At 68.1% G+C, this 24,377-nt stretch carries 21 protein-coding genes; 8 read left to right on the forward strand and 13 right to left on the reverse strand.

The features are described from left to right. From PHLH3_RS09080 to PHLH3_RS09100, 5 genes are all read left to right on the forward strand, one after another. Window positions 1-591, forward strand: a complete 591-nt coding sequence (locus PHLH3_RS09080; protein WP_213628964.1) for an RNA polymerase sigma factor — start codon at window positions 1-3, stop codon at window positions 589-591. Further along, entirely contained in the window at window positions 588-1,391 is an 804-nt protein-coding gene (locus PHLH3_RS09085; RefSeq protein WP_213628965.1) for a hypothetical protein, read from the forward strand. The genes PHLH3_RS09080 and PHLH3_RS09085 overlap by 4 nt, the downstream gene beginning before the upstream one ends. Window positions 1,392-1,447: 56 nt before the next feature. Beyond that, window positions 1,448-3,892: a hypothetical protein gene (locus tag PHLH3_RS09090; RefSeq protein WP_213628966.1), complete on the forward strand. Its 2,445-nt coding sequence runs from the start codon at window positions 1,448-1,450 to the stop codon at window positions 3,890-3,892. Then, window positions 3,889-4,227: a hypothetical protein gene (locus PHLH3_RS09095; RefSeq protein WP_213628967.1), complete on the forward strand. Its 339-nt coding sequence runs from the start codon at window positions 3,889-3,891 to the stop codon at window positions 4,225-4,227. Before PHLH3_RS09090 ends, PHLH3_RS09095 begins: the two co-directional genes overlap by 4 nt. Before the next feature lie 87 nt (window positions 4,228-4,314). After that, a complete protein-coding gene (locus PHLH3_RS09100) occupies window positions 4,315-4,887 on the forward strand; it encodes a hypothetical protein (protein WP_213628968.1) in 573 nt (190 codons plus the stop codon). A gap of 293 nt (window positions 4,888-5,180) precedes the next feature. Here PHLH3_RS09100 and PHLH3_RS09105 read toward each other — a convergent pair whose 3' ends face one another. The 8 genes from PHLH3_RS09105 to PHLH3_RS09140 form a co-directional block, all read right to left on the reverse strand. Continuing rightward, on the reverse strand, window positions 5,181-7,007 hold the full coding sequence (locus tag PHLH3_RS09105; RefSeq protein WP_173173889.1) for a long-chain-acyl-CoA synthetase: 1,827 nt from the start codon (window positions 7,005-7,007) through the stop codon (window positions 5,181-5,183). 167 nt (window positions 7,008-7,174) lie between these two features. Next, on the reverse strand, window positions 7,175-7,999 hold the full coding sequence (locus PHLH3_RS09110) for an NAD(P)-dependent oxidoreductase (protein WP_173173891.1): 825 nt from the start codon (window positions 7,997-7,999) through the stop codon (window positions 7,175-7,177). 134 nt (window positions 8,000-8,133) lie between these two features. Further along, window positions 8,134-10,125: a geranyl-CoA carboxylase subunit apha gene (gene atuF, locus PHLH3_RS09115; RefSeq protein WP_213628969.1), complete on the reverse strand. Its 1,992-nt coding sequence runs from the start codon at window positions 10,123-10,125 to the stop codon at window positions 8,134-8,136. A 148-nt stretch (window positions 10,126-10,273) separates the two neighbouring features. Then, complete coding sequence (gene atuE, locus PHLH3_RS09120; protein WP_213628970.1) at window positions 10,274-11,068, reverse strand: isohexenylglutaconyl-CoA hydratase; 795 nt, start codon at window positions 11,066-11,068, stop codon at window positions 10,274-10,276. Continuing rightward, window positions 11,065-12,222: a citronellyl-CoA dehydrogenase gene (atuD, locus tag PHLH3_RS09125; RefSeq protein WP_173173897.1), complete on the reverse strand. Its 1,158-nt coding sequence runs from the start codon at window positions 12,220-12,222 to the stop codon at window positions 11,065-11,067. The genes atuE and atuD overlap by 4 nt, the downstream gene beginning before the upstream one ends. A 49-nt stretch (window positions 12,223-12,271) precedes the next feature. After that, complete coding sequence (gene atuC, locus PHLH3_RS09130; RefSeq protein WP_213628971.1) at window positions 12,272-13,888, reverse strand: geranyl-CoA carboxylase subunit beta; 1,617 nt, start codon at window positions 13,886-13,888, stop codon at window positions 12,272-12,274. Window positions 13,889-13,891: 3 nt separating this feature from the next. Next, entirely contained in the window at window positions 13,892-14,761 is an 870-nt protein-coding gene (locus PHLH3_RS09135) for an SDR family oxidoreductase (RefSeq protein ID WP_213628972.1), read from the reverse strand. A gap of 7 nt (window positions 14,762-14,768) precedes the next feature. After that, complete coding sequence (locus tag PHLH3_RS09140) at window positions 14,769-16,562, reverse strand: acyclic terpene utilization AtuA family protein (protein WP_213628973.1); 1,794 nt, start codon at window positions 16,560-16,562, stop codon at window positions 14,769-14,771. Window positions 16,563-16,771: 209 nt separating this feature from the next. Here PHLH3_RS09140 and PHLH3_RS09145 point away from each other — a divergent pair, with 209 nt between their 5' ends. The 3 genes from PHLH3_RS09145 to PHLH3_RS09155 all read left to right on the forward strand — a co-directional run bounded on the left by PHLH3_RS09145 (window position 16,772) and on the right by PHLH3_RS09155 (window position 19,141). Beyond that, a complete protein-coding gene (locus PHLH3_RS09145; protein WP_213630491.1) occupies window positions 16,772-17,395 on the forward strand; it encodes a TetR/AcrR family transcriptional regulator in 624 nt (207 codons plus the stop codon). Between the two features lie 54 nt (window positions 17,396-17,449). After that, a complete protein-coding gene (locus tag PHLH3_RS09150; protein ID WP_213628974.1) occupies window positions 17,450-18,244 on the forward strand; it encodes a transporter substrate-binding domain-containing protein in 795 nt (264 codons plus the stop codon). Between the two features lie 87 nt (window positions 18,245-18,331). Beyond that, a complete protein-coding gene (locus PHLH3_RS09155; protein WP_213628975.1) occupies window positions 18,332-19,141 on the forward strand; it encodes an amino acid ABC transporter substrate-binding protein in 810 nt (269 codons plus the stop codon). Here PHLH3_RS09155 and PHLH3_RS09160 read toward each other — a convergent pair. The 5 genes from PHLH3_RS09160 to eat form a co-directional block, all read right to left on the reverse strand. Then, window positions 19,092-19,847, reverse strand: coding sequence for a CPBP family intramembrane glutamic endopeptidase (locus PHLH3_RS09160; RefSeq protein WP_213628976.1), 756 nt, complete (start codon window positions 19,845-19,847; stop codon window positions 19,092-19,094). The genes PHLH3_RS09155 and PHLH3_RS09160 overlap by 50 nt on opposite strands. A gap of 49 nt (window positions 19,848-19,896) precedes the next feature. Further along, complete coding sequence (locus tag PHLH3_RS09165) at window positions 19,897-20,064, reverse strand: DUF2897 family protein (RefSeq protein ID WP_111262384.1); 168 nt, start codon at window positions 20,062-20,064, stop codon at window positions 19,897-19,899. 291 nt (window positions 20,065-20,355) lie between these two features. Then, window positions 20,356-21,111 carry an ethanolamine ammonia-lyase subunit EutC gene (eutC, locus tag PHLH3_RS09170; RefSeq protein ID WP_213628977.1) on the reverse strand — a complete coding sequence of 252 codons (756 nt, stop codon included), beginning with the start codon at window positions 21,109-21,111 and terminating at the stop codon, window positions 20,356-20,358. Further along, window positions 21,111-22,502 (reverse strand): ethanolamine ammonia-lyase subunit EutB, encoded by a 1,392-nt coding sequence (locus PHLH3_RS09175; protein WP_213628978.1) that lies wholly within the window; start codon window positions 22,500-22,502, stop codon window positions 21,111-21,113. The genes eutC and PHLH3_RS09175 overlap by 1 nt, the downstream gene beginning before the upstream one ends. Window positions 22,503-22,583: 81 nt before the next feature. Continuing rightward, a complete protein-coding gene (gene eat, locus PHLH3_RS09180; RefSeq protein ID WP_213628979.1) occupies window positions 22,584-23,954 on the reverse strand; it encodes an ethanolamine permease in 1,371 nt (456 codons plus the stop codon). Window positions 23,955-24,377 lie beyond the last annotated feature (423 nt).

The following is a 24,377-nucleotide window of genomic DNA, read 5'->3' on the forward strand; positions in this document are numbered from 1 at the left end:
TTGAGCGAACCCATCACGGATGACGACGCCGCGCTGCTGCGGCGCTACCGACACGGCGATGCCGAGGCCTTTGGCGTGCTCTATGCACGCCATCGCCTCGGCCTCTACCGTTTTCTCTGCGGGCTGTGCGGCGACGCCGGCCTGGCCGAGGAGATCTTCCAGGAAACCTGGCTGAACCTGATCCGCAGCGCCACCGAGCAGCGCGAGCAGGTGGCGTTCAAGACCTGGCTCTACCAGATCGCCCGCAACCGCCTGATCGATCATTGGCGCAAGCACGGGCGGCTCCATGGCCGCGTCGAGGCGTTCGACGAGCAGCTGCACGGCGATGCCCTGCCGGGGAGCAGCGACGACCCGGAGGAGCAGCTGAGCCTCAGCCGTGATCGCCAGCGCCTGCAGGCCGCGCTGGAGGAATTGCCCGGCGAGCAGCGCGAGGTGTTCCTGCTGCGCGCCCATGGCGACCTCGAACTGCACGAGATCGCCGAGATGACCCGCACGCCCGCCGAGACGGTGAAGAGCCGCCTGCGCTACGCGTTGCAGAAGCTACGTCGGTTGCTGGCCGATCCGGCCGCCACCGAGGAGGTATCCACATGAACCAGGACCCACGCAAGCCGGACGGGCTGGAGCAGCAGATGCTCGCCCACTTCCGTGCCCATGAAGGGGGCGAACCGTCCGCCGAACTGGATGCGCGCATCCTCGCCGCGGCGCGTGCCGCCGTGCGTCCCGCCACGCCGAGCCTGGCTGAGCGCCTTCACGCCTGGCTGTTCGGCCCCGGTGGTCGCCAGCGCTGGTCGGTGGCCTTCGCTGGCCTGGCCTGCCTGGGCATCGGTGTCAGCCTCACCTGGCGCAACCTCGACCGCCCTGACCTCGACTACGGCAACAGCGCCCCGGCCCCGGCGGCGATGATGATGCCGGCGCCCATCGTGCCTGCCGCGCCCGCTGCTGCACCGATCGCCCGCTCCAGCGTCGCGGCCGGCGACACCGCCGTGGCCGGGAGCATGGAGAGTGCCCCGGAGCCCTCCATCCAGGCCTACGACGCTCCGGCGCAGGCCGAGGCACCGCAGATGGCCCGCGAGGCGAAGAAGATGGCGGCCTCGCGCCTGGCTGGAGAGGCCGAGCGCCAGGCTCCGGTGGATGCCCTGTCCGACCAGGCCGAAGTGCGCGAGCAGGCCGTCGAAACCATGAAGGCCGAAGCCTCCGCCCTGGCCGCCAAGCCGCGCATGGCACCGGGCAAGGCCAAGGAAGCCACCCTGGTGGAGCAACTCGAAGAGCTGCTGCAACTGCGCGAGAAGGGCGATACCCAGGCCGCAGACGCGCTGCTGGCGCGTCTGCGTGAAGCCAACCCGCAACTGGATATCGAGGCCGAGCTGGATCGGCTCGGGAAACGCCGCTGATCCGGCCCCGGCGGTGTTGAACCGCCGGGGCCGCGAGCGGCGCAAGGAGCGCGCGATTGTCCATCCCATCCACCGAGCCTGACGACAAAAGCTTCGGCCGCCTGCTGCTGGAGCTGTTGGTGCAGCTGGCGCTGACCCTCCTGCCCATCGTCATCTGCGCCTGGCTGCCCCTGCCGTTGTCGGCCGCCCTGGTGGCGCTGTTCGCCCTGGTCGTGGGCCTCGCCGCGCGCCTGGGCCGCATGACCCTGGCGCGGCGCCTCAACCCACAACTGTCCTGCGCCATGATCGGGCTGGGCATTGGCGTCGGTCGCGCTCTGCCCGGCTACTGGGGCATCTTCGCCGGCATAGTCGCGGTGTTCTGCGGCCTCGCCGCGCTGGCCGCCTGGGAGCGCCGCCTGGGTATCGCCGAGCCCGCGCCTGCGCCGGGGGCCAACGCCTGGGGCAGCGATGGCCCGCTGCTGACGCCCGAGGGCCAGCCGGTGCACAGCTTCAACTGGAGCGAAATCGCCATGGGCGGGCCCGCTTTCTGCGACCACCTGCTGCCCGACGGCGTGGTGCTGGAGGGGCTGGGCAGCTCGCTGTGCTTCTCCAGTGACGGCCGTTACCTCGCCGCGCCCATCCCCTCGCGGGGCGAATGGGGCCTGGTGGTCTTCGACCGCCAGCTGCGCCGCTTGTACCAGTGCGCCAACGGCCAGCAGTTCTGGGAGCTGGATGCCTTCGATGGCGAGGTGCTGCGTGGCCGCCACAGCCCGCTGGTGGCCAACCAGGCCCGCGAGGTGCGCCTCGATGAGTTGCTGGCCAGCGCCCAGAGCGAAGACTTCGTCGCGCTCGGCGACCTTTGGCTCAGCCCGGCCTGGGCCAAGCGCCTGCCCGTCCCCCGCGACTTTCCTGCTCCCGCCGGGGCGCACCGCCTGCGGGGCTTGCCGTACCTGCCGGCCAGCCTGCGCGAGCTGGATAACCCGCTCGCCCCCCTGGCCAACCCCGCCTGCGAGCTGTGGCTCGACGATCAGCCCAGCGGCCTGCTGCTGGCGGACGGCGAAGCGGTGATCTGGCGCGACGATGGCCGTGCCCTGGTGTGCCGTGCGCGCCCGACCGCCGAGCTGGAGCGGGGCTGGAGCAACGACTGCTGGTTGTGGGAGGAGGGGGGCGGCTGGCGTCAGCTGGAGGAGCCCTGGCAGGCGCTGGAGGGCGAGCCGCGCCTCAATCTGGGCGCACCGCTGCGTATCGACGGGCGGCAGCTGTGGCGCGCCGCCTATCTCGACTTCGCCGGCACCGACCATCTTGGCTTCGGTTACGGCCTCTACAGCATCCACAGCGACAGCGAGACCCTGGCCGGCCTCGACGAGCAGGGCCGTGCCCTGGCCGGCGAGCACCGGCTGACGCAACTCAGCCTCGGCGTATCGCTGGACGGCGCGGGGCGCACTGGCGCCAGCCTGAAGCTGCAGGCCCTGGCCAATGGCGTGGAGCCCCACCTGGACTGGTTGCGCGACGGCGTGGACGGCCGCCAGGGCGCCTTCGCCTGCCGCATCGGTGACTGGCGGCTCGACGGTGAATGGTGCCTGGACCACCGCGTTTCCGACTGCGGCCGCTACCTGGCCCTGGTGGCGTTCGCCGAGGCTCCGGCCGTGCCCCATCGCCTGGTGGTGGCCGATATTCGCGAGCGCCGCCTGCGGGTGCTGGAGCAACCCTTGCTGATCGCCCGGCTGCATGACTTCCAAGAGGGTGTCGTCAGCCTCGCCCATGTCCTCGGGCGCCTGCCCGAAGGGCACGAATCCGGCCCCCTGCAGCGCTTCACCGAGGCGGCCCCGGACGCACAGCGGGCCGCCACCTTCATGGCCGCTGGTGGCGAGCGCCTCTATTACGAGGTGGCGCGGGTGGCAGTCGACCTCGACGCGCTGCGCCTGTTGCCGGCCTGGCGCCTGGCCGAGTGCCCGCCGGTTGCCAACGCGCAGGGGGATTTCGTCCTGTCTGCGCCTGGCGGCGGGGATGCCGCCTGGCTGTTCGGCTGTGAAAGCCGCTTCGCCGACAGCTACCTGCGTGAGCAGGAGCCCCGCATGGGCGGTTGCCTGCTCACCGCCTCCGGCTGCGCGATCGCCGACCTGGGGCCGGCGATGATCTGGTCGGCCGATGGCCGCTTCCTGGCGCTGACCCGCTTCGGCGAGCACCACGACCCAAGGGCCGGCAGCCATCCGCTCTGGCACCTGCTGGTGCTGGATACTCACGAACACCGCCTGTATCGCTGCGCCGATCCCATCGGCCTTATGCCGCGCTTCGAAGGCTTCGATGGCGCGGGCCTGCGCATGCGCATCCATGCCTACGCCCATGAGGTGGAAGACGATGTCGGCGAGCCGCGTCGTTTCAGCCTCGATGAGCTGCTGGCGCTGCGTGCGGAACCGCTGCGCCGCGAAGGGGCCCTCTGGCTGCCCGATGCGGAGCGGGAGCGCATCGACCTCTGGCAGCACCTGGATTCCACCCACCTCGCCCCCTGGAGAGCCCCATGACCGACAGCCCTTCCGCCATCTTCTCTTTGCTCAGCTCCGTCGGCCTGCTGCCACTCGTCGTGGTCTGGCTGCTCGGCTGCGCCATGGCCGCGCGCTTCTGGCGTGCCCAGCCCCGCGCCGCCGGCCTGTGCCTGGCCAGCATGCTGATCCTGCTGGTATGGCAGGGCATGACCATCGGCCTGCACGCGCTGATCCCGATCCTGGCCTTCGATATCTGGCCCGATGCGGAGCCCATGTACTTCTACGCGGCCATCAACCTGCTCGGCAGCCTGGTCCACACCCTGGCCTTCGGCCTGCTGATCTGGGCGGTGTTCACCGGCCGGGAAGGGGTGTAAAGCGTTGGCAAGTTCCGAATTACGGGGTTGCCAGGGCGGGATCGAGGGGCGAGCATGGCCCCTCATGCCTTGCCTTGCACACTGCCCATGACCCGTTTTCCCTTCTACCTGCTGTTGCTCCTGGGCCTGCTCGCCGGCTGCGAGCAGGAAGCGCCGCCGCCGCAGAAACCACCCGCCAGCCCGCCTCCGGTGACCGAGGTCGCGAAGCCCGAGCCTGCCGCCCCGGCCAAGGAGGCACCTGCGGCCAAGCCGGCCAGCGAGCCCCCCAAGGTGGCGAGCGAGGCGCCCAAGTCCACCGCCAAGCCCGACCCTAAACCCGCAGCCAAGCCAGAAACCAAGCCGAAGGCGGACGCCAAGCCCGTCGCCAAGGCAGCCCAGCCGGCCACCAGCCCAGCCGGCAATGCACGCAAGCCGGAAAAGACCGAACTGCCCAAGGCCAAACTCGACCTGCGCCTGCCCAAGCACCTGGTGGACAAACTCGAGCCCGAGATCGTGGAGGAGCGCAAGGCCGAAGAGCCCTTGCTGCCGCCGATGTTCACCGAGAAGGCGCCCACCGAAGGCCCTTTCCAGCTCAACGGCAAGCTGCTCACCAACGAGAAGGAAGACGACTACTGGCGCTCGGTGGAAGGGGCGGAACTGCAGTTCGAGTTCAAGCAGTAGCGGGGTTACCGCACTCGCCGGGTACTCCGCCGGTGGATGGAAAGAGCGCCATCCACCCTACACACCGGTTGGCACCGTGGTTCGGGTTGCGCGCGGTGCCGTAGGTTGGCGCCGAGCGCAGCGAGGCCCAACGCGGCCATCTCCGGTCTCGCGGCGGGCTCTCCCTGTGGGAGCGGCTTCAGCCGCGAAAGACTTGCCGCCGGTACCTGGCTACGCGTTGTCGGATGCTCCATCGCGAATGAATTCGCTCCCACGACTCGGGCCTGGCAACCGGACCCCCGCGCAAGGGCCGTTCAGAAGCGGTACTCCCCGCTCTGGATCGCCTGGTGCAGGGTGCTGTCCAGCGGGCGGAACGCGTCTTCGCCGGGCAGGCGCACGAACAGCGGCTCGCTGACCTGGTTCGGGTCGAAGCCATTCTTCTTGAGGTCGGTCTTCTTGTACTTGAAGGTCCCGGTGGTCTCGATTTCCTCCAGCAGGCGGATGAACAGCGGCGCCGCGTAAGGCGGCAGTTCACGGTCCAGGTGGGCGGCCACGGCCTGGGCGTCGAGCTGCGAGCCGCTGCCCAGGCGCAGCGCGGCCATGCCGCAGCGACCGTTGGTCCCGGGGATCTCCACGCCATAGACCACCGCGTCCTCGACACCGCCGAAGGCGCCCAGCACGCTTTCCACCTCGGTGGTGGAGACGTTCTCGCCCTTCCAGCGGAAGGTATCGCCGAGGCGGTCGACGAACTGGGCGTGCTTGCAGCCGATGTCGCGCATCAGGTCGCCGGTGTTGAACCAGGCATCCCCCTTCTTGAACACGTCCCGCAGGATCACCGACTCGCTCTTGGCCGGGTCGGTGTAGCCGTCGAAGGGCCATTTGGCGCTGATCTCGCTGATCAGGAGGCCCGGCTCGCCCTTGCCGACCTTCTCCAGGTAGCCCTTGTGGTCGCGCACCGGACGGTCGTTTTCCAGGTCGTAGCGGACGATGGCGTAGGTGGCCGGCGAGAAGCCCACGGTGTTGTCGAAGTTGAAGACGTTGGTGAAACCGATGTTGCCCTCGCTGGAGGCATAGAACTCGGTGATGCGCTCGATGCCGAAGCGCTCCTTGAACTCGGCCCAGATGGCCGGTCGCAGGCCGTTGCCGATCATGCAGGTGAGGGTGTTGTTGCGTTCCTCCTCGCTGGGCGGCTGGTTCAGCAGGTAGCGGCACAGCTCGCCGATGTAGCCGAAGCAGGTGGCCTGGTACTGCGCGACGTCCTTCCAGAAGCTGCTGGCGGAGAACTTGCGGCGCAGGGCGATGGCGGCGCCACCGGCCAGCACCGAGGCCCAGCTCACGGTGACCGCGTTGTTGTGGTAGCAGGGCAGGGTCAGGTAGAAGACGTCGGTGTCCGTCAGCCCCAGGCCGGAGTGGCCGAAGCCGCCATAGGCCTTGATCCACTTGCCGTGGCTGAGGATCGAGGCCTTGGGCAGGCCTGTGGTGCCCGAGGTGTAGATGTAGAAGCAGGGGTCCTTGAGGCGCACCTTGGCGGTTTCCGCCGGATTGTCGGCGCTATGCTCGCCCGCCATGCGCATCAGGTTGTTCCAGCCTCGCGGCGCCTGGCCCGGGTCGCGACGGGTGTCGGCGTCGTCGATCCAGTAGCGACGCCCGGCCGTATTGCCCAGTTCGGCCTCCACGTCCTCGAAGGCTTCGCGCAGTTCCTCGCCGACCAGGTAATGGGTGGCCTTCACCAGGGTCAGGCTGTGGGCCAGGACCTTGCCGCGCTGGGTGGTGTTGACCAGCGCGCCGATGGCGCCGAGCTTGGCCAGCGCCGCCAGCAGCGCGAGGACCTCGATGCGGTTCTCCAGCATCACCGCCACCACCTTGCCGTGGGACACGCCCTCGGACTTGAGCGCGTGCGCCAGGCGGTTGGCCCAGGCGTTGAATTCGGCGTAGGTCAGGCGCCGGGTCTCGTCGATCACCGCCGGGCGCTGGGGGAATTTCTGCGCGGCACGCTCCAGGGCCCAGCCCAGGGACAGCGACTTCTCGCGGTTGCGTATGCCGGTGTAGTACAGGCCCAGCAGCATGCGCGGCACACGTGGCAGATTGCCCGGGAGGCGGGCGAGGAAGCGGAACGGGGAAATCAGATCGGCCTGGGTCATGGCTCTCGCACTTTGTCGTTGTTGTGGGCAGGCAATGGCGCTTTCACGACTGTAGAAGCCGCTCAGGCAAAGCGGTATGACCGTGGCGCGGGGAACGCCGGGCAGATGGGCAAATAGCGACGCCCGCCCCGCGCGGAGTCCGGCACGGGGCTGGCGTGGGCCGGGCTTCAGTCGAGGAACAGGTCAGGCACCAGGCTGCCGCCCTCGGGATCGAAGCGGTAATGCTCGAAGTCGGTCTGGCCCTGTTCGCGGAGGATCTCCTCGTCCACCAGCAGGCGGCCGGTGATGCTGCGCCCGGTGCTGGAGAGGATGGCGTGGGCGGCGTCGGCCATGATCGCCGGGGTGCGCGAGCGCTTGAAGGCGTCGCGGCTGCCCAGCTCGAACTCGATGGCGGCGGTGGCGATCATGGTCTGCGGCCACAGTGAGTTGACGCTGATGCCGTACTTCTTGAACTCCTCGCTCATGCCCAGGGTGAGCATGCTCATGCCGTACTTGGTGACGGTGTAGGGGCCGTGCTGGGCGAACCACTTGGGCGCGAGGTTGAGCGGCGGGGAGAGGTTGAGGATGTGCCCGCCCGCGCTTTTCTTCAGGTAAGGCAGGGCGGCCTGGCTGCAGACCATCACCGCGCGGGTGTTGATCTGGTACAGCAGGTCGAAGCGCTTGGGCTCCAGTTGCTCGACGCCCACTAGCTTGATGGCACCGGCGTTGTTCACCAGGGCGTCGATGCCGCCGAAGTGCCCGGCCGCCTGGGCCATGGCGTCACGCACCGCGGCTTCGTCACGCACGTCCAGTTGCAGGGCCAGGGCCTTGCCGCCCGCGGCCTCGACCTCCTCGGCCACGCTGAAGATGGTCCCGGCCAGCTTGGGATGGGGCTCGGCGCTCTTGGCGGCGATGACGATGTTGGCGCCATCGGCAGCGGCGCGCAGGGCGATCTCGCGACCGATACCACGGCTGGCACCGGTGATGAACAGGGTTTTGGCAGAAAGGCTCATTGCAGTGCTCCTGAATTGTTGTTGTCGGGCATGAAAGCCGGAAGCCGGAAGCCGGAAGCCGGAAGCTAGAAGCTAGAAGCTAGAAGCTAGAAGCCCGCCCGCATCAGCCTGCTCTTGTCTTCCAGCTTCAGGCTTCAAGCTTCAAGCTGCTCTTCCACTTCCACCAACACCTGGCGGCTCTTGACCTGGTCGCCGGCGGTGGCCTGGACGCGGCGGACGATGCCGTCCACCCCCGCCTTGAGCGGGTGTTCCATCTTCATCGCTTCCAGCACCACCAGCAGTTGGCCCTTGGCGACGCGATCGCCTTCGCCCACGAGGACATCGACGATGGCGCCGTCCATGGGGGCCTTGACGGTGCCGGAGCCGGCACCGCCCTGGCCGCCGGCCGGTTCGTGGGTGATGTCCAGCAGTTCGACGTTGCCCTGTTGCCCATGCAGCCACAGGCGCGGGCCGTCCAGGTGGTAGGCCAGGCGGCGACGCACGCCCTCCAGCTCCAGGGTGGCCCAGCGGCCATCGCTGGCGAGCAGGTGCAGGGCGATGGCCTGTTCGCCGATACGGGCCAGCAGGCGCGGTTGCGGGCCGCTGGCTTCGACTTCCAGCTCCACCGCCAGCTTGTGCTCGCCCTGGCGCAGGACGAAGCGCCAGGGCGCGCTGCCGGCGCTGCGCCAGCCGGCCAGGCCGGACTGGTGGGCGCAGGATTCGGCTGAGGCCTGGTAGAGCAGGGCGGCCGCAGCGGCCAGCTCGCTGGCAGGCAGCGGCTGCGGGGCGAGGCTCGGGTCGTCGGCGAAGTGCTCGCCGATGAAGGCCGTGGTGGCATGGCCGGCGGCGAACTCGGGGTGCGCCAGCAGGTTGGCGAGGAAGCGCTGGTTACCCTTCACGCCCAGCAGCACGCAATCCTCGACGGCGCGTACCAGCTTGCGCCGGGCTTCGTCGCGGGTGGCGCCCCAGGCGATCACCTTGGCCAGCATGGGGTCGTAGAAGGGCGTCACCGCCTGGCCTTCCACCAGGCCGTGGTCGATGCGGATGCCCGGCAGGAGGGCGGGCTCCCAGCGCAGCACGTCGCCGGTCTGCGGGAGGAAGTTACTGGCCGGGTCCTCGGCGTACAGGCGCACCTCCATGGCGTGGCCGTCGAGGCGGATGTCGTCCTGGGCCAGCGGCAGCGGCTGGCCGGCGGCGACCTGGATCTGCCAGGCCACCAGGTCGAGCCCGGTGACCAGCTCGGTGACCGGGTGCTCCACCTGCAGGCGGGTGTTCATTTCCAGGAAGTAGAAGCGGCCCTCGGCGTCGAGGAGGAATTCCACGGTGCCGGCGCCGGTGTAGTTGACCGAGGCCGCGGCCTTGACCGCAGCCTCGCCCATGGCGCGGCGCAGTTCCGGGGTCATCACCGGGCAGGGCGCTTCCTCCACCACCTTCTGGTGGCGGCGCTGCACCGAGCAGTCGCGCTCGCCCAGGTAGAGGAGAGTGCCCTGCTGGTCGCCGAACACCTGGATCTCCACGTGGCGCGGGCGGATCACCGCGCGTTCGAGGATCAGCTCGCCGGAGCCGAAGGCGTTCTGCGCTTCGGAGCGCGCGGTGCGGATCTGCGCGGCCAGCTCGCCGGCTTCGTGCACCAGGCGCATGCCGCGACCGCCGCCGCCTGCGCTGGCCTTGATCATCAGCGGGTAGCCGATGCGCTCGGCCTCGCGGGCGAGGGTCGCGTCGTCCTGCTCGGCGCCCTCGTAGCCGGGGATGCAGGGCACGCCGGCCTCGAGCATGGCGATCTTCGACAGGCGCTTGCTGCCCATCAGGTGGATGGCTTCGACGCTGGGGCCGATGAAGACGATGCCGGCGGCCTCGCAGGCGCGGGCGAACTCGGCGTTCTCGGAAAGGAAGCCGTAGCCGGGGTGCACGGCGTCGGCGCCGGTGCGCCGGGCGGCATCGATGATCGCCTCGACCTTGAGGTAGGACTGCGCCACCTGGGCCGGGCCGATGCACACCGCCTCGTCGGCGAACTGCACGTGGCGGGCGTCGCGGTCGGCTTCGCTGTACACCGCCACGGTGCGGTAGCCGAGCGCTTGCGCGGTGCGCATCACCCGGCAGGCGATCTCGCCCCGGTTGGCGATCAGGATCTTGTTGAATGCGGGCATCTTCGTGCTCCTGCTGGGGGACCGGAGGGCATCCGGGGCCCGGACTGTGTGCGTTCGGTGTTGCGGTGGATGTGAAGAGCGACATCCACCTGCGGGTGCCACGGTGTTGCATGGGGTGGATCGCGCTTTATCGATCCACCACTGGTGTTCACTGGGCCCAGGTCGGTTTGCGCTTCTGCACGAAGGCCATGGTCCCTTCGGCGCCTTCGGCTCCGGTCACGGCGTCGGCGAACCAGGCGGCGGCGTCGTCCAGCAACGGGCCCAGCTCGCGTTCCTCGGTGGCCAGCAGCAGTGCCTTGGTCCGTGCGTTGGCGCCGGGGGCGCAGCGGCGCACCTGCTCCAGGGTGGCGCCGAGGCGTGCGTCGACGGCGGCGTCTTCGGCCTCGGCGAAGTGCACCAGGCCCAGGCGCAGCGCCTCGTTGCCGTCGAAGCGCGCGGCGGTGAGGGCCAGGCGTCGGGCCTGGGTCAGGCCGATGCGCTTGACCACGAAGGGGGCGATCTGTGCGGGCAGGATGCCCAGGCCGGTTTCCGGCAGGCCGAATTGCGCGCCCTGGTGGGCGATGGCGATGTCGGAGATGCAGGCGAGGCCGAAGCCACCGCCGAGCACGGCGCCTTCCAGCACGGCGATCACCACCTGCGGGGCGGCCTGGGCCTCCTCCAGCAGGCTGCCGAAGGCACGGTTCAGCTCGCGGTAGGCGTCGGCACCGGCGGCGCGCGCCGAGGCCATGTCCTTGATGTCGCCGCCGGCGCAGAAGTGCCCATCGGCGCCACGCAGCACCAGGGCGCGGACGTCACCGCCCTGGCGCACGGCGGCCAGCACGGCGCGCAGTTCGCCGACCATGGCCAGGCTCATGGCGTTGCGCGCGTCCGGGCGGTTGAGGGTGACGTGGAGCACGCCGCCCGCCTGCTCCAGCAGCAGGGTTTCGCAGGCGGGCAGGCTCATTTCTTCTTACCGGGCAGGATGCCCATCAGCTTGCTGATGATGCCCAGCATGATCTCGTCGGCGCCGCCGCCGATGGAGACCAGGCGCGTGTCGCGGTAGGCGCGGGAGATGTGGTTGTCCCACATGAAGCCCATGCCGCCCCAGTACTGCAGGCAGGAGTCGGTGACTTCGCGGCCCAGGCGCCCGGCCTTGAGCTTGGCCATGGAGGCGAGGCGGGTGACGTCCTTGCCCTTCACGTACATTTCGGTGGCCTGGTAGACCAGGGCGCGCAGGCATTCCACCTCGGTCATCATCTCGGCCATGCGGAAGTGGATGACCTGGTTGTCGATCAGCGCGTTGCCGAAGGTCTTGCGCTCCTTGCAGTACTCGATGGTGGCGTCGATGCAGTGCTCCAGGCCCTTGATCATGTTGGCCGCGCCGAACAGGCGCTCTTCCTGGAACTGCAGCATCTGCATCATGAAGCCGGCGCCTTCGTGGCCGATGCGGTTGCGCTGCGGCACGCGGACGTTGTCGAAGAACACCTGGGCGGTCTCCGAGCTGCGCATGCCGAGCTTGTCCAGGTGCGGGCTGACGCTGATGCCGGGGGTGTTCATCGGCACCATGATCAGCGACTTGTTGACGTGGGGCTTGTCGTCGGAGGTGTTGGCCAGCAGGCAGATGAAGTCGGCGGACGGGGAGTTGGTGATCCACATCTTGCTGCCGTTGATCACGTAGTCGTCGCCGTCCTTGCGGGCGCTGGTCTTGAGGCCCGCGACGTCGGAGCCGGCGCCCACTTCGGAGACGCCGATGCAGCCGACCATCTCGCCGGCGATGGCCGGGCGCAGGAACTCCTCGCGCAGCTCGTCGGAGCCGAAGCGCGCCAGGGCCGGGGTGCACATGTCGGTCTGCACGCCGATGGACATGGGGATGCCGCCGCAATGGATGGTGCCGAACTCTTCGGCGGCGACGATGGAGTAGCTGTAGTCCAGGCCCATGCCGCCGAATTTCTCCGGCTTGGAGATGCCCAACAGGCCCAGCTCGCCGGCCTTCCTGAAGATGTCGTGGATGGGGAAGCGACCGTCTTTCTCCCACTGGTCGACGTGCGGGTTGATTTCCTTGTCGACGAAGTTGCGGACGGTACGGCGAAGCTCTTCGTGTTCCTGGGTAAAGATCATCCTGTCGTTCTCCTCTTGGGGTGCGTCGTGCGCACCGTGATCGTTCGGTTCAGAAACGGGCGACGCCGAAACTGTTGGCTTTCAGCGGTCGCCGCTGGGCTTCCGCGCAGATGTCCAGCAGGTAGCCCAGCAACTGGCGGCTGTCGCGGGGGTCGATCAGGCCGTCGTCCCACAGGCTGGCGGTGCCGTAGAGCGCGGTGGACTGGCTGTCGAGCTTCTGCGCGGTGACCTGTTCGAGCATGTCGAGCATCTTCGGGTCGGCTTCCTTGCCCTCCTTGGCGTGCTTCTCCTCGGTGACGATGCGCAGCACCTTGCCGGCCTGGGCGCCGCCCATCACGGCGGTGCGGCTGTTGGGCCAGGCGAAGATGAAGCGCGGGTCCAGCCCGCGGCCGCACATGGCGTAGTTGCCGGCGCCGTAGGAGCCGCCCACCACCAGGGTGAGCTTGGGCACGGTGGCGTTGGCCACCGCCTGGATCATCTTCGAGCCGTGCTTGATCACCCCCAGCTGTTCCGACTCGGTGCCGACCATGAAGCCGGTGGTGTTGTGCAGGAACAGGATGGGCGTGTTGCTCTGCTCGCAAAGCTGGATGAACTGCGCCGCCTTGGCTGCACCGCGGGGGGTGATCGGGCCGTTGTTGCCGATCAGGCCGCAGGGCTGGCCCTCGATGCGCAGGTGGCCGCAGACGGTCTGGCTGTCGAACTCGTTCTTGAAGTCGAGGAATTCCGAGCCGTCGGCGATGCGCGCGACGATCTCGCGCACGTCGTAGGGCTTCTTCGGGTCGGCCGGCACCAGGCCCAGCAGGTCGCTGGCCGGGTACAGCGGCTCGCGCCACTGGTGCTGCTCGCGCGGCGGCAGCTGGGCGTTCCACGGCAGCATGGCGAGGATGTCGCGGGCGATGCGCAGGGCGTCGGCGTCGTTCTCCGCCAGGTACTCGGCGGTGCCGGCGACCTGGGCGTGCATCTCGGCACCGCCCAGCTCCTCGTCCGTGGCCACCTCGCCGGTGGCGGCTTTCAGCAGCGGCGGGCCGGCGAGGAACATCTTGGCCTTGCCGCGCACCACCACCACATAGTCCGACAGCCCCGGCTGGTAGGCCCCGCCGGCGGTGCTGGAACCGTGCACCACGGTGATCTGCGGCAGGCCCATGGCGGACATGCGCGCCTGGTTGGCGAAGCCGCGCGCGCCCTCGACGAAGATGTCCGCCGCGTAGTTGAGGTTGGCGCCGCCGCTCTCGGTCAGGGCGATCACCGGCAGCTTGTTCTCGAAGGCGATCTGCTGCAGGCGCAGGGTCTTCTTCAGGCCGGTGGGGGAGATGGTGCCGCCCTTGATGGCGCTGTTGCTGGCGGTGACCAGGCAGCGCACGCCGGCCACATAGCCGATGCCGGCGATGATGCCGCCGCCGGCCTGGGTGCCGTCCTTGTCGTCGTGCAGCTTGTAGCCGGCCAGCGAGGAGAGCTCGAGGAAGGGCGCGCCCGGGTCCAGCAGCAGGTTGAGGCGCTCGCGGGGCAGCAGCTGGCCACGCTTCTCGAACTTGGGCTTGGCCTCGAAGGCCTTGTCCAGGACCTTGCGCTCGACATCGCGGAAGCTGTCGATGGCGGCGAGCATGGCCTCGCGGTTGCGGGCGAATTCCTCGCCCTGGGTGTCCAGTTCGGAGTGGATGACGGCCATGGCTTACTCCTCGTCCTTGAACACGGCGGGCATATAGGCCCGGTGGAAACCGTTGTAGGACTCGCTGGCGCGGGCCTTGCCCAGGGTCCAGGCGCGGGTGCCCTGGCTGGCGGCGCCGTCGATGCGGATGGTGTTGCCGCTGATGAAGTTGGCTCCGGGGGAGAGCAGGAAGACGATGGGGGCCGCCACCTCGGACTCGGTGCCGATGCGCTGCAGCGGGACGTGGTCCTTGAGGGAGCGGATCATCGATTTCATGGATTCGGGGTAGGTGTCCATGCCGCTGGAGGCGATCCAGCCCGGCGCCACGGCGTTGACCCGCACCCCGGCGTGGCCCCATTCGTAGGCAGCGGTCTTGGTGAAGTTCTCCATGCCGGCGCGGGCGGCGCCGGAGTGGCCCATGCCGGGCATGCCGCCCCACATGTCGGCGAGCATGTTGACGATGCTGCCGCCGGTCTTGCTCATGCTCTGCAGGAAGACCTCCTTGGCCACCAGGAAGCCGCCCACCAGGTTGGTGCGCACCACGGTCTCGAAGCCCTTCTGGTTGATGCCGATGAGCGGCGCGGGGAACTGGCCGCCGGCGTTGTTGACCAGGTGGTGGATGGGGCCGCGCTCGGCCACCACGGCCTTGACCATGGCCTTGACCGCTTCTTCGTCGCGGATGTCGCAGGCCTGCCAGCTGGCGCTGCCGCCGTCCTCGATGATCTCGCCGGCGGTGGCTTCGAGTTTTTCCGCCTTGCGCCCCACCAGCACCACGTGGGCGCCCAGGTGGGCGAGCTCGTGGGCCACGCAGCGGCCGATGCCGCTGCCGCCGCCGGTGACGAGTATCGTCTGGCCGCTGAACAGGCCGGGTTTGAACACGGAATCGTAGGCCATCGCGTGCTTATCCTTTCAGGCTGTCGGCCAGGGCGCGGGGCACCGGGACCGGGAATTCGAGCAGTTGCTGGGCGAAGGCCTTGCCTTGCGGGTCGATGCGCAGGCTGGCGACGCCACCACCGCCCAGGGCGTTCTCCAGGAGGAAGTTGAGGCTGTGGCTGCCAGGCAGGTACCAGCGCGCCACGCGGCCGATCTGCGGGTCGAGCACATGGCCCATCCAGTCGACCACCGCCTCGGGGGTCAGCGCCTCGGCGATCCAGGGCAGGTAGTCGCTCTGGCGCGCCATGACGCCGATGTTGCTGTGGTTGCCCTTGTCGCCGGAGCGCGCCACGGCCAGCTTCACCAGCGGCACGCTGGCATCCGCGGGGCCCTGGGGGGCGGGCGGGTCGAGGTCGTCGGCCAGGCTGGCGGCGTCGAAGGCCTCCAGCTCGGGCAGGGCCACGGGGTGGCGTTCGCCGGCCAGTTCCACGTCCAGGTCGCAGGCGGCCTTGTCCACCAGGAAGGAGAACAGGCGGATCACCGGGTACACGGTCGGGCGCCCGCCGACGATGCCGGTGAGGCCCGGCGCCATGCCGGTGGCGGCCTGGGCGATCTCGCGGGAGAAGAGGATCAGTGCTTCCTTCTTGGCGTGGCGCACGGCCAGCTTGACCACGATCTCGCGGCTGTCCTGCCTCTGGCCGTGCGGCCCGTAGGTGGCCTCGCTGCCGAGCAGCTCGATGCTCACCTCGCGGTAGGGGCCCCAGCCGCGTGCGGCGAAGATTTCCTCGGTCTTGGCGATGATGGCGCGGCTCACGCGGTCGGCCTTCTTCACCGCGTCGATGCCGGCGATCAGGCAGCTGGCGGTGCAGCGGAAGCCGTCCGGGTGGGTGGCACTGACCTTGTACTGGTCGGTGGGCGGCAGGCCGTGTGCGCCCTCGACGCTGACGCGGTGCTCGCCGACCTGGGCCAGGCGCACCCGGGTGAAGTCGCAGACCACGTCCGGCAGCAGGTAGGCGCGGGGGTCGCCGATCTCGTAGAGCATCTGCTCGCCGACGGTGAAGGGCGTCACCAGGCCGCCGGTGCCGGCCGGCTTGGTCACGGTGAAGCGGCCGTCGGCCTCGACTTCGACGATGGGGAAGCCGATATGCTCGTAGTCGGGCACCTGCTCCCAGTCGGTGAAGTTGCCACCGGTGCACTGGGCGCCGCACTCGATGATGTGGCCGGCGAGGGCGGCCTGGGCCAGGCGGTCGTAGTCGTTCCAGCTCCACTTGAATTCATGCACCAGGGCGGCACTGACCACCGCGCTGTCCACCACCCGGCCGGTGATGACGATGTCGGCGCCTTGCTCCAGCGCGGCGACGATCCCCGGCGCACCGAGGTAGGCGTTGACCGAGACGCACATGGGCGGCAGCGGCGCGCCGCTGAACATCTCGGTGACGCCGGCCTTGGCCAGGGCGGGGAGCTTGGGTTGCAGGTTGTCGCCATGCAGCACGGCGATCTTCAGGGCCACGCCGGCCTTTTCGCAGGCCGCGGCGAGGGCGGCGGCGCAGGCCTGGGGATTGACCCCGCCGGCGTTGCTGATCACCCGGATGCGTTTCTCGGCGATGGCCGGCAGCAGCGGCGCCAGGACCTCGACGAAGTCGGTGGCATAGCCCTCGTCGGGCTTCTTCATGCGAGCGCCGGCGAGGATCGACATGGTGATCTCCGCCAGGTAGTCGAATACCAGGTAATCCAGCGGCGCACCGTTCACCAGTTGTGCGGCTGCGGTGGAGGTATCGCCCCAGAAGGCGGAGGCGCAACCGATGCGTACGGTTCTAGTCATTGTTCGGGCCCGTATCACTCGAAGGAGGTGTTGGCGACATTACCAAGCAAGCGCTTGGTTGAAAAGTGTGCCAGAGCAGTTTTTTACCCAAGCGCTTGCTTGGGCGGCGGGTGCAGCATAGATTTCACGAATCTAGACAGAGACTTGCGCCCCATTCTTAAGTTGGATGGGCAAGCGCCGTGCAGCCGAGGTAGTGGGGATAGATGAGCCTGGACGACCAAAAAGCCCAAGAAGTTATGCGCGAACTGGTGACCACCGGCCAGGTGACCGACCCCGATAGCGCCCGCGGCAAGTTGCTGCAGACCGCCGCTCACCTGTTCCGCAGCAAGGGCTATGAACGCACCACGGTGCGCGACCTGGCCGGCGCCGTGGGTATCCAGTCGGGCAGCATCTTCCATCACTTCAAGAGCAAGGACGAAATCCTCCGTTCGGTGATGGAGGAAACCATCCTCTACAACACCGCGCTGATGAAGGCCTCCCTGGCCGATGCGACCAACCTGCGCGAACGGGTACTGGCGCTGATCCGCTGCGAGTTGCAATCGATCATGGGCGGCACCGGCGAGGCGATGGCGGTGCTGGTCTACGAGTGGCGCTCGCTGTCGGAGGAGGGCCAGCGCTACATCCTCGAGCTGCGCGATGCCTATGAGCTGCTCTGGCTCGAGGTGCTGGGCGAGGCCAAGGCCCAGGGCTACTTCAATGCCGATCCCTTCATCCTGCGGCGCTTCCTAACCGGCGCGCTGTCCTGGACCACCACCTGGTTCCGCCCCGAGGGGGCGATGTCCCTCGACCAGCTCTGCGAGGAAGCCTTGTCGCTGGTTATCAAGGAAGTCTGAAGGCCCTTGAGCTAGTCTTGCCAGCGTGCGGGTTTCCTCTTCTTCGGGGCTTCGATGTCTGCCGTTCGGCTTGTTTTTTCGGGTTTTCTGCTGCTTGCGTTGTGCCTTTCCTGCACCAGCGCGTCAGCGGCTCGGCCCCGGGAAATACTGGTCGGCGGCTACCATTTCCCGCCTTACCTGATAAAGCCCGAAGAGCAGGGGCAGGGCCTGGTTCCCGACCTGGTGGCGCAGCTCAACCGGCTCCAGGGGCGTTTCCACTTCAGTATCGTGCCCACTTCGGCCGCGCGCCGTTACCGCGACCTGGAGCAGGGCCGCTATGACCTGATGCTGTTCGAGGACCCGGATTGGGGCTGGAGCGGCGTGCGCTACGAAGGCGTCGACATGCGCACCTCCGACGCCGAGGTCTACGTCGCACGCAAGCAGGCCGGGCGCGGGCAGGATTTTTTCGACCAACTGGCCGGCAAGCGCCTGGCGCTCTACAACGGGTATCACTACGGTTTCGCCGGCTTCAATGCCGACCCCGAATACCTCTTCAAACGCTTCTCCGCCACGCTGACCTACTCCCACGACAGCAATCTGCTAATGGTTTTGCACGGTCGTGCCGATATAGCCGTGGTCACGCGCTCGTTCCTGGATCTGTTGTTCGCCAGGGAGCCGGCGCTGCGCGACAACCTGCTGGTTTCCCGTCGGATCGATCAGGAATACCATCTGTACGCGATGCTGCGTCCGGATGCGCCGATCACCCGCGATGAGCTGGCCGATTTGCTCCAGAACCTGCAGGACGACGAGGCATTCCAACGGCTGCTGGCCAAGTACCAGCTGACGTTCAAGAAAAACGACCGACGATGAACGAGCGGCGCGAATATCGGGGACACCATGGCTTTTGCATCAGCCTGCCAGGCAGGCCTTCGCTACGGATGGGCGAGATGGGGATATATGGATTCTTTCCGCCATGCACTGCTGGCCGTGCTGTTTGTGGCCGCCTGCGGCAGCGCCCAGGCGGCCGACCTGGTGCGGGTCGGCGGTGCGCACTTTCCCCCCTATGTGATCAAGCCCGAGTCCGCCGAGGCCACCGGCCTGCTGCCGGAGTTGCTGGCGGCGCTCAACCGCGAACAGGACGAGTTCGAGTTCGTCATGCTGCCGACGGCCATCCCCCGGCGCTTTCGTGACTTCCAGGCCGGTCGCATCGACATGGCGGTGTTCGAGAACCCCGACTGGGGCTGGCAGGACATCCCCGGGTCGCGCATCGACATGGGCCTGGAGGATGCGGAGGTGTTCGTCGCCCAACGACGGGGCTCCCGTGACCAGGAGTACTTCCGCACCCTGGCGGACAAGCGCCTGGCGCTCTACAGCGGCTATCACTACGGCTTCGCCGGCTTCGACGCCGACCCCGAGTACCTGACCCGCGAATTCAACGCACTGATGACCTATTCCCACGACAGCAACCTGCTGATGGTGCTGCGGGGCAGGGCGGACATCGCCCTGGTCACTCGTTCCTATCTGGGCATGTACCTGGAGAAGAACGCCGATCAGGCCGGGCAGTTCCTGGTGTCCACCCGTGTCGACCAGCATTACCGTCACTACGCACTGCTGCGCCCCGGCGCGCCGATCAGCCCCGAACGCTTCACTGCGCTGCTGGAGCAATTGCGGGCCAAGGGCGACCTGGAACGCATCTTCGGGCGCTACCAGATCCAGGTCAGCCCAGCTTCACTGGATAGCTCAGCATTGCCAGGTGGCAGAGATTGACCGCCAGGTGCAGCGCGATCGCCACCCCCAGTCGCCCGCTGAAGTGGAAGGCCAGCCCGTAACCCAGGCCTGCCACGGCCGCCACGGCGGCGAACAGCGGGCTGAACGGCAGGTGCACCGCGCCGAACAGCAGGGCGGTGATCGCCACCCCCGCCCACGCGCCCAGGCGTGACACCAGCGCGCTCTGCAGCAGAGCGCGGAACAGCAGCTCCTCCGCCAGCACCACCGCCAGCAGGTTGACCGGCAGCCAGCGCCACACCAGCTCCGGCCATTTCGGCATCCAGTCCACCAGGCCAAGCCCCAGGGCCAGCACCGGCACCGCCAGCAGCGTGGCCACCGCTGTCAGCGCCGTGGCGCGCCAGCGGGCGGCCATCTGCGGCGGGCGGCCCAGCCACCAGGCCAGCAGCGTCATGCCCACCAGCGTCTTGTCCCAGGACAGGCGCAGTGCGTAGAGCGGCGCGTCGGCACTGAGGCGCAGCGGCTCGGCCAGCGGCAAGGGCGAGAACCCGGGGACCAGGTGCGCGGCGAAGGCGATGCTGCCCAGCAGGGTGACGGGGAACCACAGGCGCGCCGGGATTTTCGGCGCGGCGAGGACCCAGAAGGCATAGGCCAGCCCGCAGGCCAGGCCGGTATGGGACACCTGCCCGAAGCCATGGCCCAGGGCGAGGGTGAAGAGCGGAAGCAGGATCTGCAGATGGAGCGGCATGGCACCTCCTTGTAGCGGTGCCGCACTGTAACCGCCGGGCGGTCGGGTGTCAGCGCTCCTTGGCTTCCTTGGCATCCATCTCGGCATTGCGTTCATGGATGCGCTTGAGCTGCTCCTCGGTCAGGGGCAGTTTCTTCGCCGTATCGCGCAGCATCATCAGGCCGCCGACTATGGAGCCGATGGCGAGAATCAGGATCAGCCAGGCGTACCAGGGCATGGGAATCTCCTTCGAGGTGGGGCCGCTACTGTAATTCGAACGCGCTGCGCTTGCCGCGTTCCCTTCACATTTGCCCATGGCGAGCGGTGATCACCTGCACGGCCGATCGCGAATGAATTCGCTCCTACAAGGGTGGCGGCGCTGCGCACCGCTTGGCGACTGAAGTCGTCCCTACAGAAAGCCGCAGGACTGCGAGTTGGCGCGCATGGCACTTGTAGGCTGTGCTGCGCGCACCGGGAAAGATGGTACGCGCACCGTTCCCCCGATCGAGCGACGCGGGCCGGGCAGGCCTCAATCCAGCTGCGCTACCGGCTGCAAATTGCTGTCGTCCTTCAGGCTCACGCCCGACAACTGAAGCCGCAGCGCCTCGCGCGCCAGGTAGTCGAGCTTGATCGCCGCCAGGGCATAGGGCAGCCCCTCCGGGCGCACGTTGGAGATGCAGTTGCGCTCGCTGTCCATGCGCCCGACGCGAGGCTGGAAGGTCAGGTACAGGCCCAGGCTGTCCGGCGAGGTGAGGCCCGGCCGCTCGCCGATCAGCACCGCCACCAGCTGCGCCCGCAGCGCTTGGCCTATGCCGTCGCCGATGGCCACCCGGCCCTGCTCGGCCAGCACCACCGGGGTATTGGCCCAGTCGGTGGAAAAGCGTTCGCGGAAGGCTTCCAGCAAGGGCAGGGCGTGGCGCTGCACGGCGATGGAGGAGAGCCCGTCGGCGATCACCACCGCCAGCTCCGGTGCCGGTGCCTCGGCCAGCAGGCGGGCCTGGCAGTCATCATGCAGGCGACGGCCGCGATCCGGGCGCAGCAGGTAGGCCTGGCGATCCTCGGCGTCACTGCGCACCTGCAGGGTGCGGAAGCCGGCGGCCTTGAGCTGCGCATCGAGGGTGGCGAAATCCAGCGGGTGGTGCACCGCGTCGCGGGCCTGGGCGTGGGCCAGGCCGAAGCGCAGCACCTCGGCGGTGGGCAGGCTGGAGCCGACGCGACCGAGCGCGATGCGTGCGGAGGTGTGGGCGCGGAGTTCGTCCCAGGGGTTGTGTTGCACCAGTTTCATCAGGCGGCTCCCAATCGTGGCAGGTCCTTGAGCAGGGCGTGGCCCTTGCCGATGTCGCGCAGGCGCCCGGAGGGCTCGGTGATGGCCATGCGCAGCAGCCACTCCTCGTACTCCGGCGCGCGCTTCAGGCCCAGCACGGAACGCAGGTAGAGGGCGTCGTGGAAGGAGGTGCTCTGGTAGTTGAGCATGATGTCGTCGGCACCGGGGATGCCCATGATGAAGGTGATGCCCGCTGCCCCCAGCAGGGTCAGCAGGGTGTCCATGTCGTCCTGGTCGGCTTCGGCGTGGTTGGTGTAGCAGACGTCGCAGCCCATCGGTACGCCGAGGAGCTTGGCGCAGAAGTGGTCCTCCAGCCCGGCGCGGATGATCTGCTTGCCGTCGTAGAGGTATTCCGGGCCGATGAAGCCGACCACGGTGTTGGTCAGCAGCGGGCGGAACTCCCGGGCCACGGCATAGGCGCGCACTTCGCAGGTCTGCTGGTCGACGCCGTGGTGGCCGCCGGCGGAGAGCGCGCTGCCCTGGCCGGTCTCGAAGTACATGACGTTGTCGCCCAGGCTGCCGCGCCCCAGCGAAAGCGCCGCTTCGTGGGCTTCCCTGAGGATGGCCAGGGACACGCCGAAGCTCGAATTGGTCTTCTCGGTGCCGGCGATGGACTGGAACACCAGGTCGATGGGCGCGCCGGCCTCGATGGCCTGGATCTGCGTGGTGACGTGGGTGAGCACGCAGCTCTGCATGGGAATGGCGAAGTGCTCGCGCACCTCGTCCATCATCTGCCACAGGCGCATCAGCGTCGGCAGCGAATCACTGGCCGGGTTGATGCCCACCACCGCATCCCCCGAGCCGTAGAGCAGGCCGTCGAGCATGCTCGCGGCGATGCCGCGCACGTCGTCCGTGGGGTGGTTGGGTTGCAGGCGCACCGAGAGGTGGCCCGGCAGGCCGATGGTGTTGCGGAAGCGGGTGACCACGCGGCATTTCTTCGCCACCAGGATCAGGTCCTGGTTGCGCATCAGCTTGCTCACCGCAGCGGCCATCTCCGGGGTGATGCCCCAGCGCACGGCCTCCAGGGTGGCGGAGTCGGTGCTGTCGAGCAGCAGCCAGTCGCGCAGGTCGCCCACGGTCAGGTGGCTGATGGGGGCGAAGGCGGCGCGGTCGTGGCGGTCGATGATCAGCCGGGTGACCTCGTCCTCCTCGTAGGGGATCAGCGCCTCGTCGAGGAAGCGCTTGAGCGGCACCTCGGCCAGGGCCAGCTTGGCGGCCATGCGTTCTTCATAGGTGGCGGCGGCGACCCCCGCCAGGTAGTCACCCGAGCGGGCGGGACTGGCCTTGGCCAGCAGGGTCTTGAGATCGGCGAAGCGGTAGACCTGGGCGCCGACTGTGGTCTGGTAAGGCATCACGGCCTCCGGCGGTTGCAACGGGGCAGAAAAGACGAGGCCCGGCGGACCGGGCCTCGCGGGTTCAGCATAGAGGCTTTGTCAGGCGGCATCACCTGTCAGCAGCGCATCGGCCGGCGCGCTGGCGCGGTGGTGGGCGGTGAACTGGAACCAGACGAAACCGACCGCCATGAAGCCGAGGAAGATCAGGCCGATGGTGGTGTTGAACCAGGCCATGGCCACCAGGCAGACCACTGCCAGCACCAGGGCGATGGCCGGGACGACGGGGTAGCCCGGCGCGCGGAAGGTGCGCTCCAGGTTCGGCTCGCTTTTGCGCAGCTTGAACAGGCTGAGCATGCTCATGATGTACATCACGATGGCGCCGAACACGCTCATGGTGATCATCGCGGCGGTCAGGCTCATGCCCTGCAGGTTGATCAGGCCGTCGCTGTAGATCGCCGCGATGCCCACCAGGCCACCGGCGATGATGGCGCGGTGCGGGGTCTGGAAGCGCGACAGCTTGGCCAGGCCACGTGGCAGGTAGCCGGCGCGGGCGAGGGCGAAGAACTGGCGGGAGTAGCCGAGGATGATGCCGTGGAAGCTCGCCACCAGGCCGAACAGGCCGATCCACACCAGCATGTGCAGCCAGCCGGAGTTCTCGCCGACCACGGCCTTCATGGCCTGGGGCAGCGGGTCGTTGATGTTCGACAGCTGGGTCCAGTCGCCCACGCCGCCGGCGAAGATCATCACGCCCATGGCCAGGCTCACCAGGGTGAGGATGCCGGCGATATAGGCCTTGGGAATGGTGCGTTTCGGGTCCTTGGCTTCCTCGGCGGCCATGGCCGCGCCCTCGATGGCGAGGAAGAACCAGATGGCGAAGGGAATGGCGGCGAAGATGCCGGAGATGGCCGCGCCACCGAATTCATTGCTGCCGGCCCAGCCATTGAGCACGAAATTGCTGAAGCTGAAGCCCGGTGCCACCACGCCCATGAACACCAGCAGCTCGGCCACGGCGAGCACGGTGACCACCAGTTCGAAGGTGGCGGCGATGCTGACGCCGAGGATGTTCAGGGTCATGAATACGAAGTAGGCGCCGACCGCCGCGTGCTTGGGATCGAGCCCCGGGAACTGCACGTTGAGGTAGGCGCCGATGGCCATGGCGATGGCCGGCGGGGCGAAGACGAATTCGATCAGGGTGGCGAGGCCGGCCACCAGCCCGCCTTTCTCGCCGAAGGCGCGACGGCTGTAGGCGAAGGGGCCGCCGGCGTGGGGGATGGCGGTGGTCAGCTCGGTGAAGCTGAAGATGAAGCAGGTGTACATGGCCGCGACGATCAGCGCGGTCACCAGGAACCCGAGGGTGCCCGCCACGCCCCAGCCGTAGCTCCAGCCGAAGTATTCGCCGGAAATCACCAGGCCGACGGCGATGCCCCAAAGGTGCAGGGTGCCGAGGGTCGGCTTGAGTTGCAGGGTCATAAAGCCTCCATGGATGGAATGAACGCAGACGAGGCTGTGTTTGCAGTGCCCATGCCAGGTCCCCGAATGGCGTCGCAAAGACCCGTGAAACGTCGTTTGCGGGATGCTTCGCCACCTGATCGCCGCCGTTCGTGACTCGCAATGGTGCGCAGGAGGGATGTAACCAATCGTTTCGGTGCACTGGTCTAGGCCAGTGTGACGGTTGTGTGAACGGCAGATGGCGGGACACCCGGCGATCTGCGCCAACCCCTGTAGGGGCGAATTCATTCGCCCGCTCTTTTCGGTGTGAACTCTATTTGCGTTATGCGTTGCTGGAGGACTTGAGCTCAGCTGATTGCCGAGTTCTGTTGAGACTTTCTGTTTCGCCCTCCCGGGCGAGTCTCTTTTTTCAGTCGCCAAAAAAGAAACCAAAAAGGCTTGCCG

Source organism: Pseudomonas sp. Pc102 (assembly GCF_018408275.1).
Classification (GTDB): Bacteria; Pseudomonadota; Gammaproteobacteria; order Pseudomonadales; family Pseudomonadaceae; genus Metapseudomonas; species Metapseudomonas tohonis.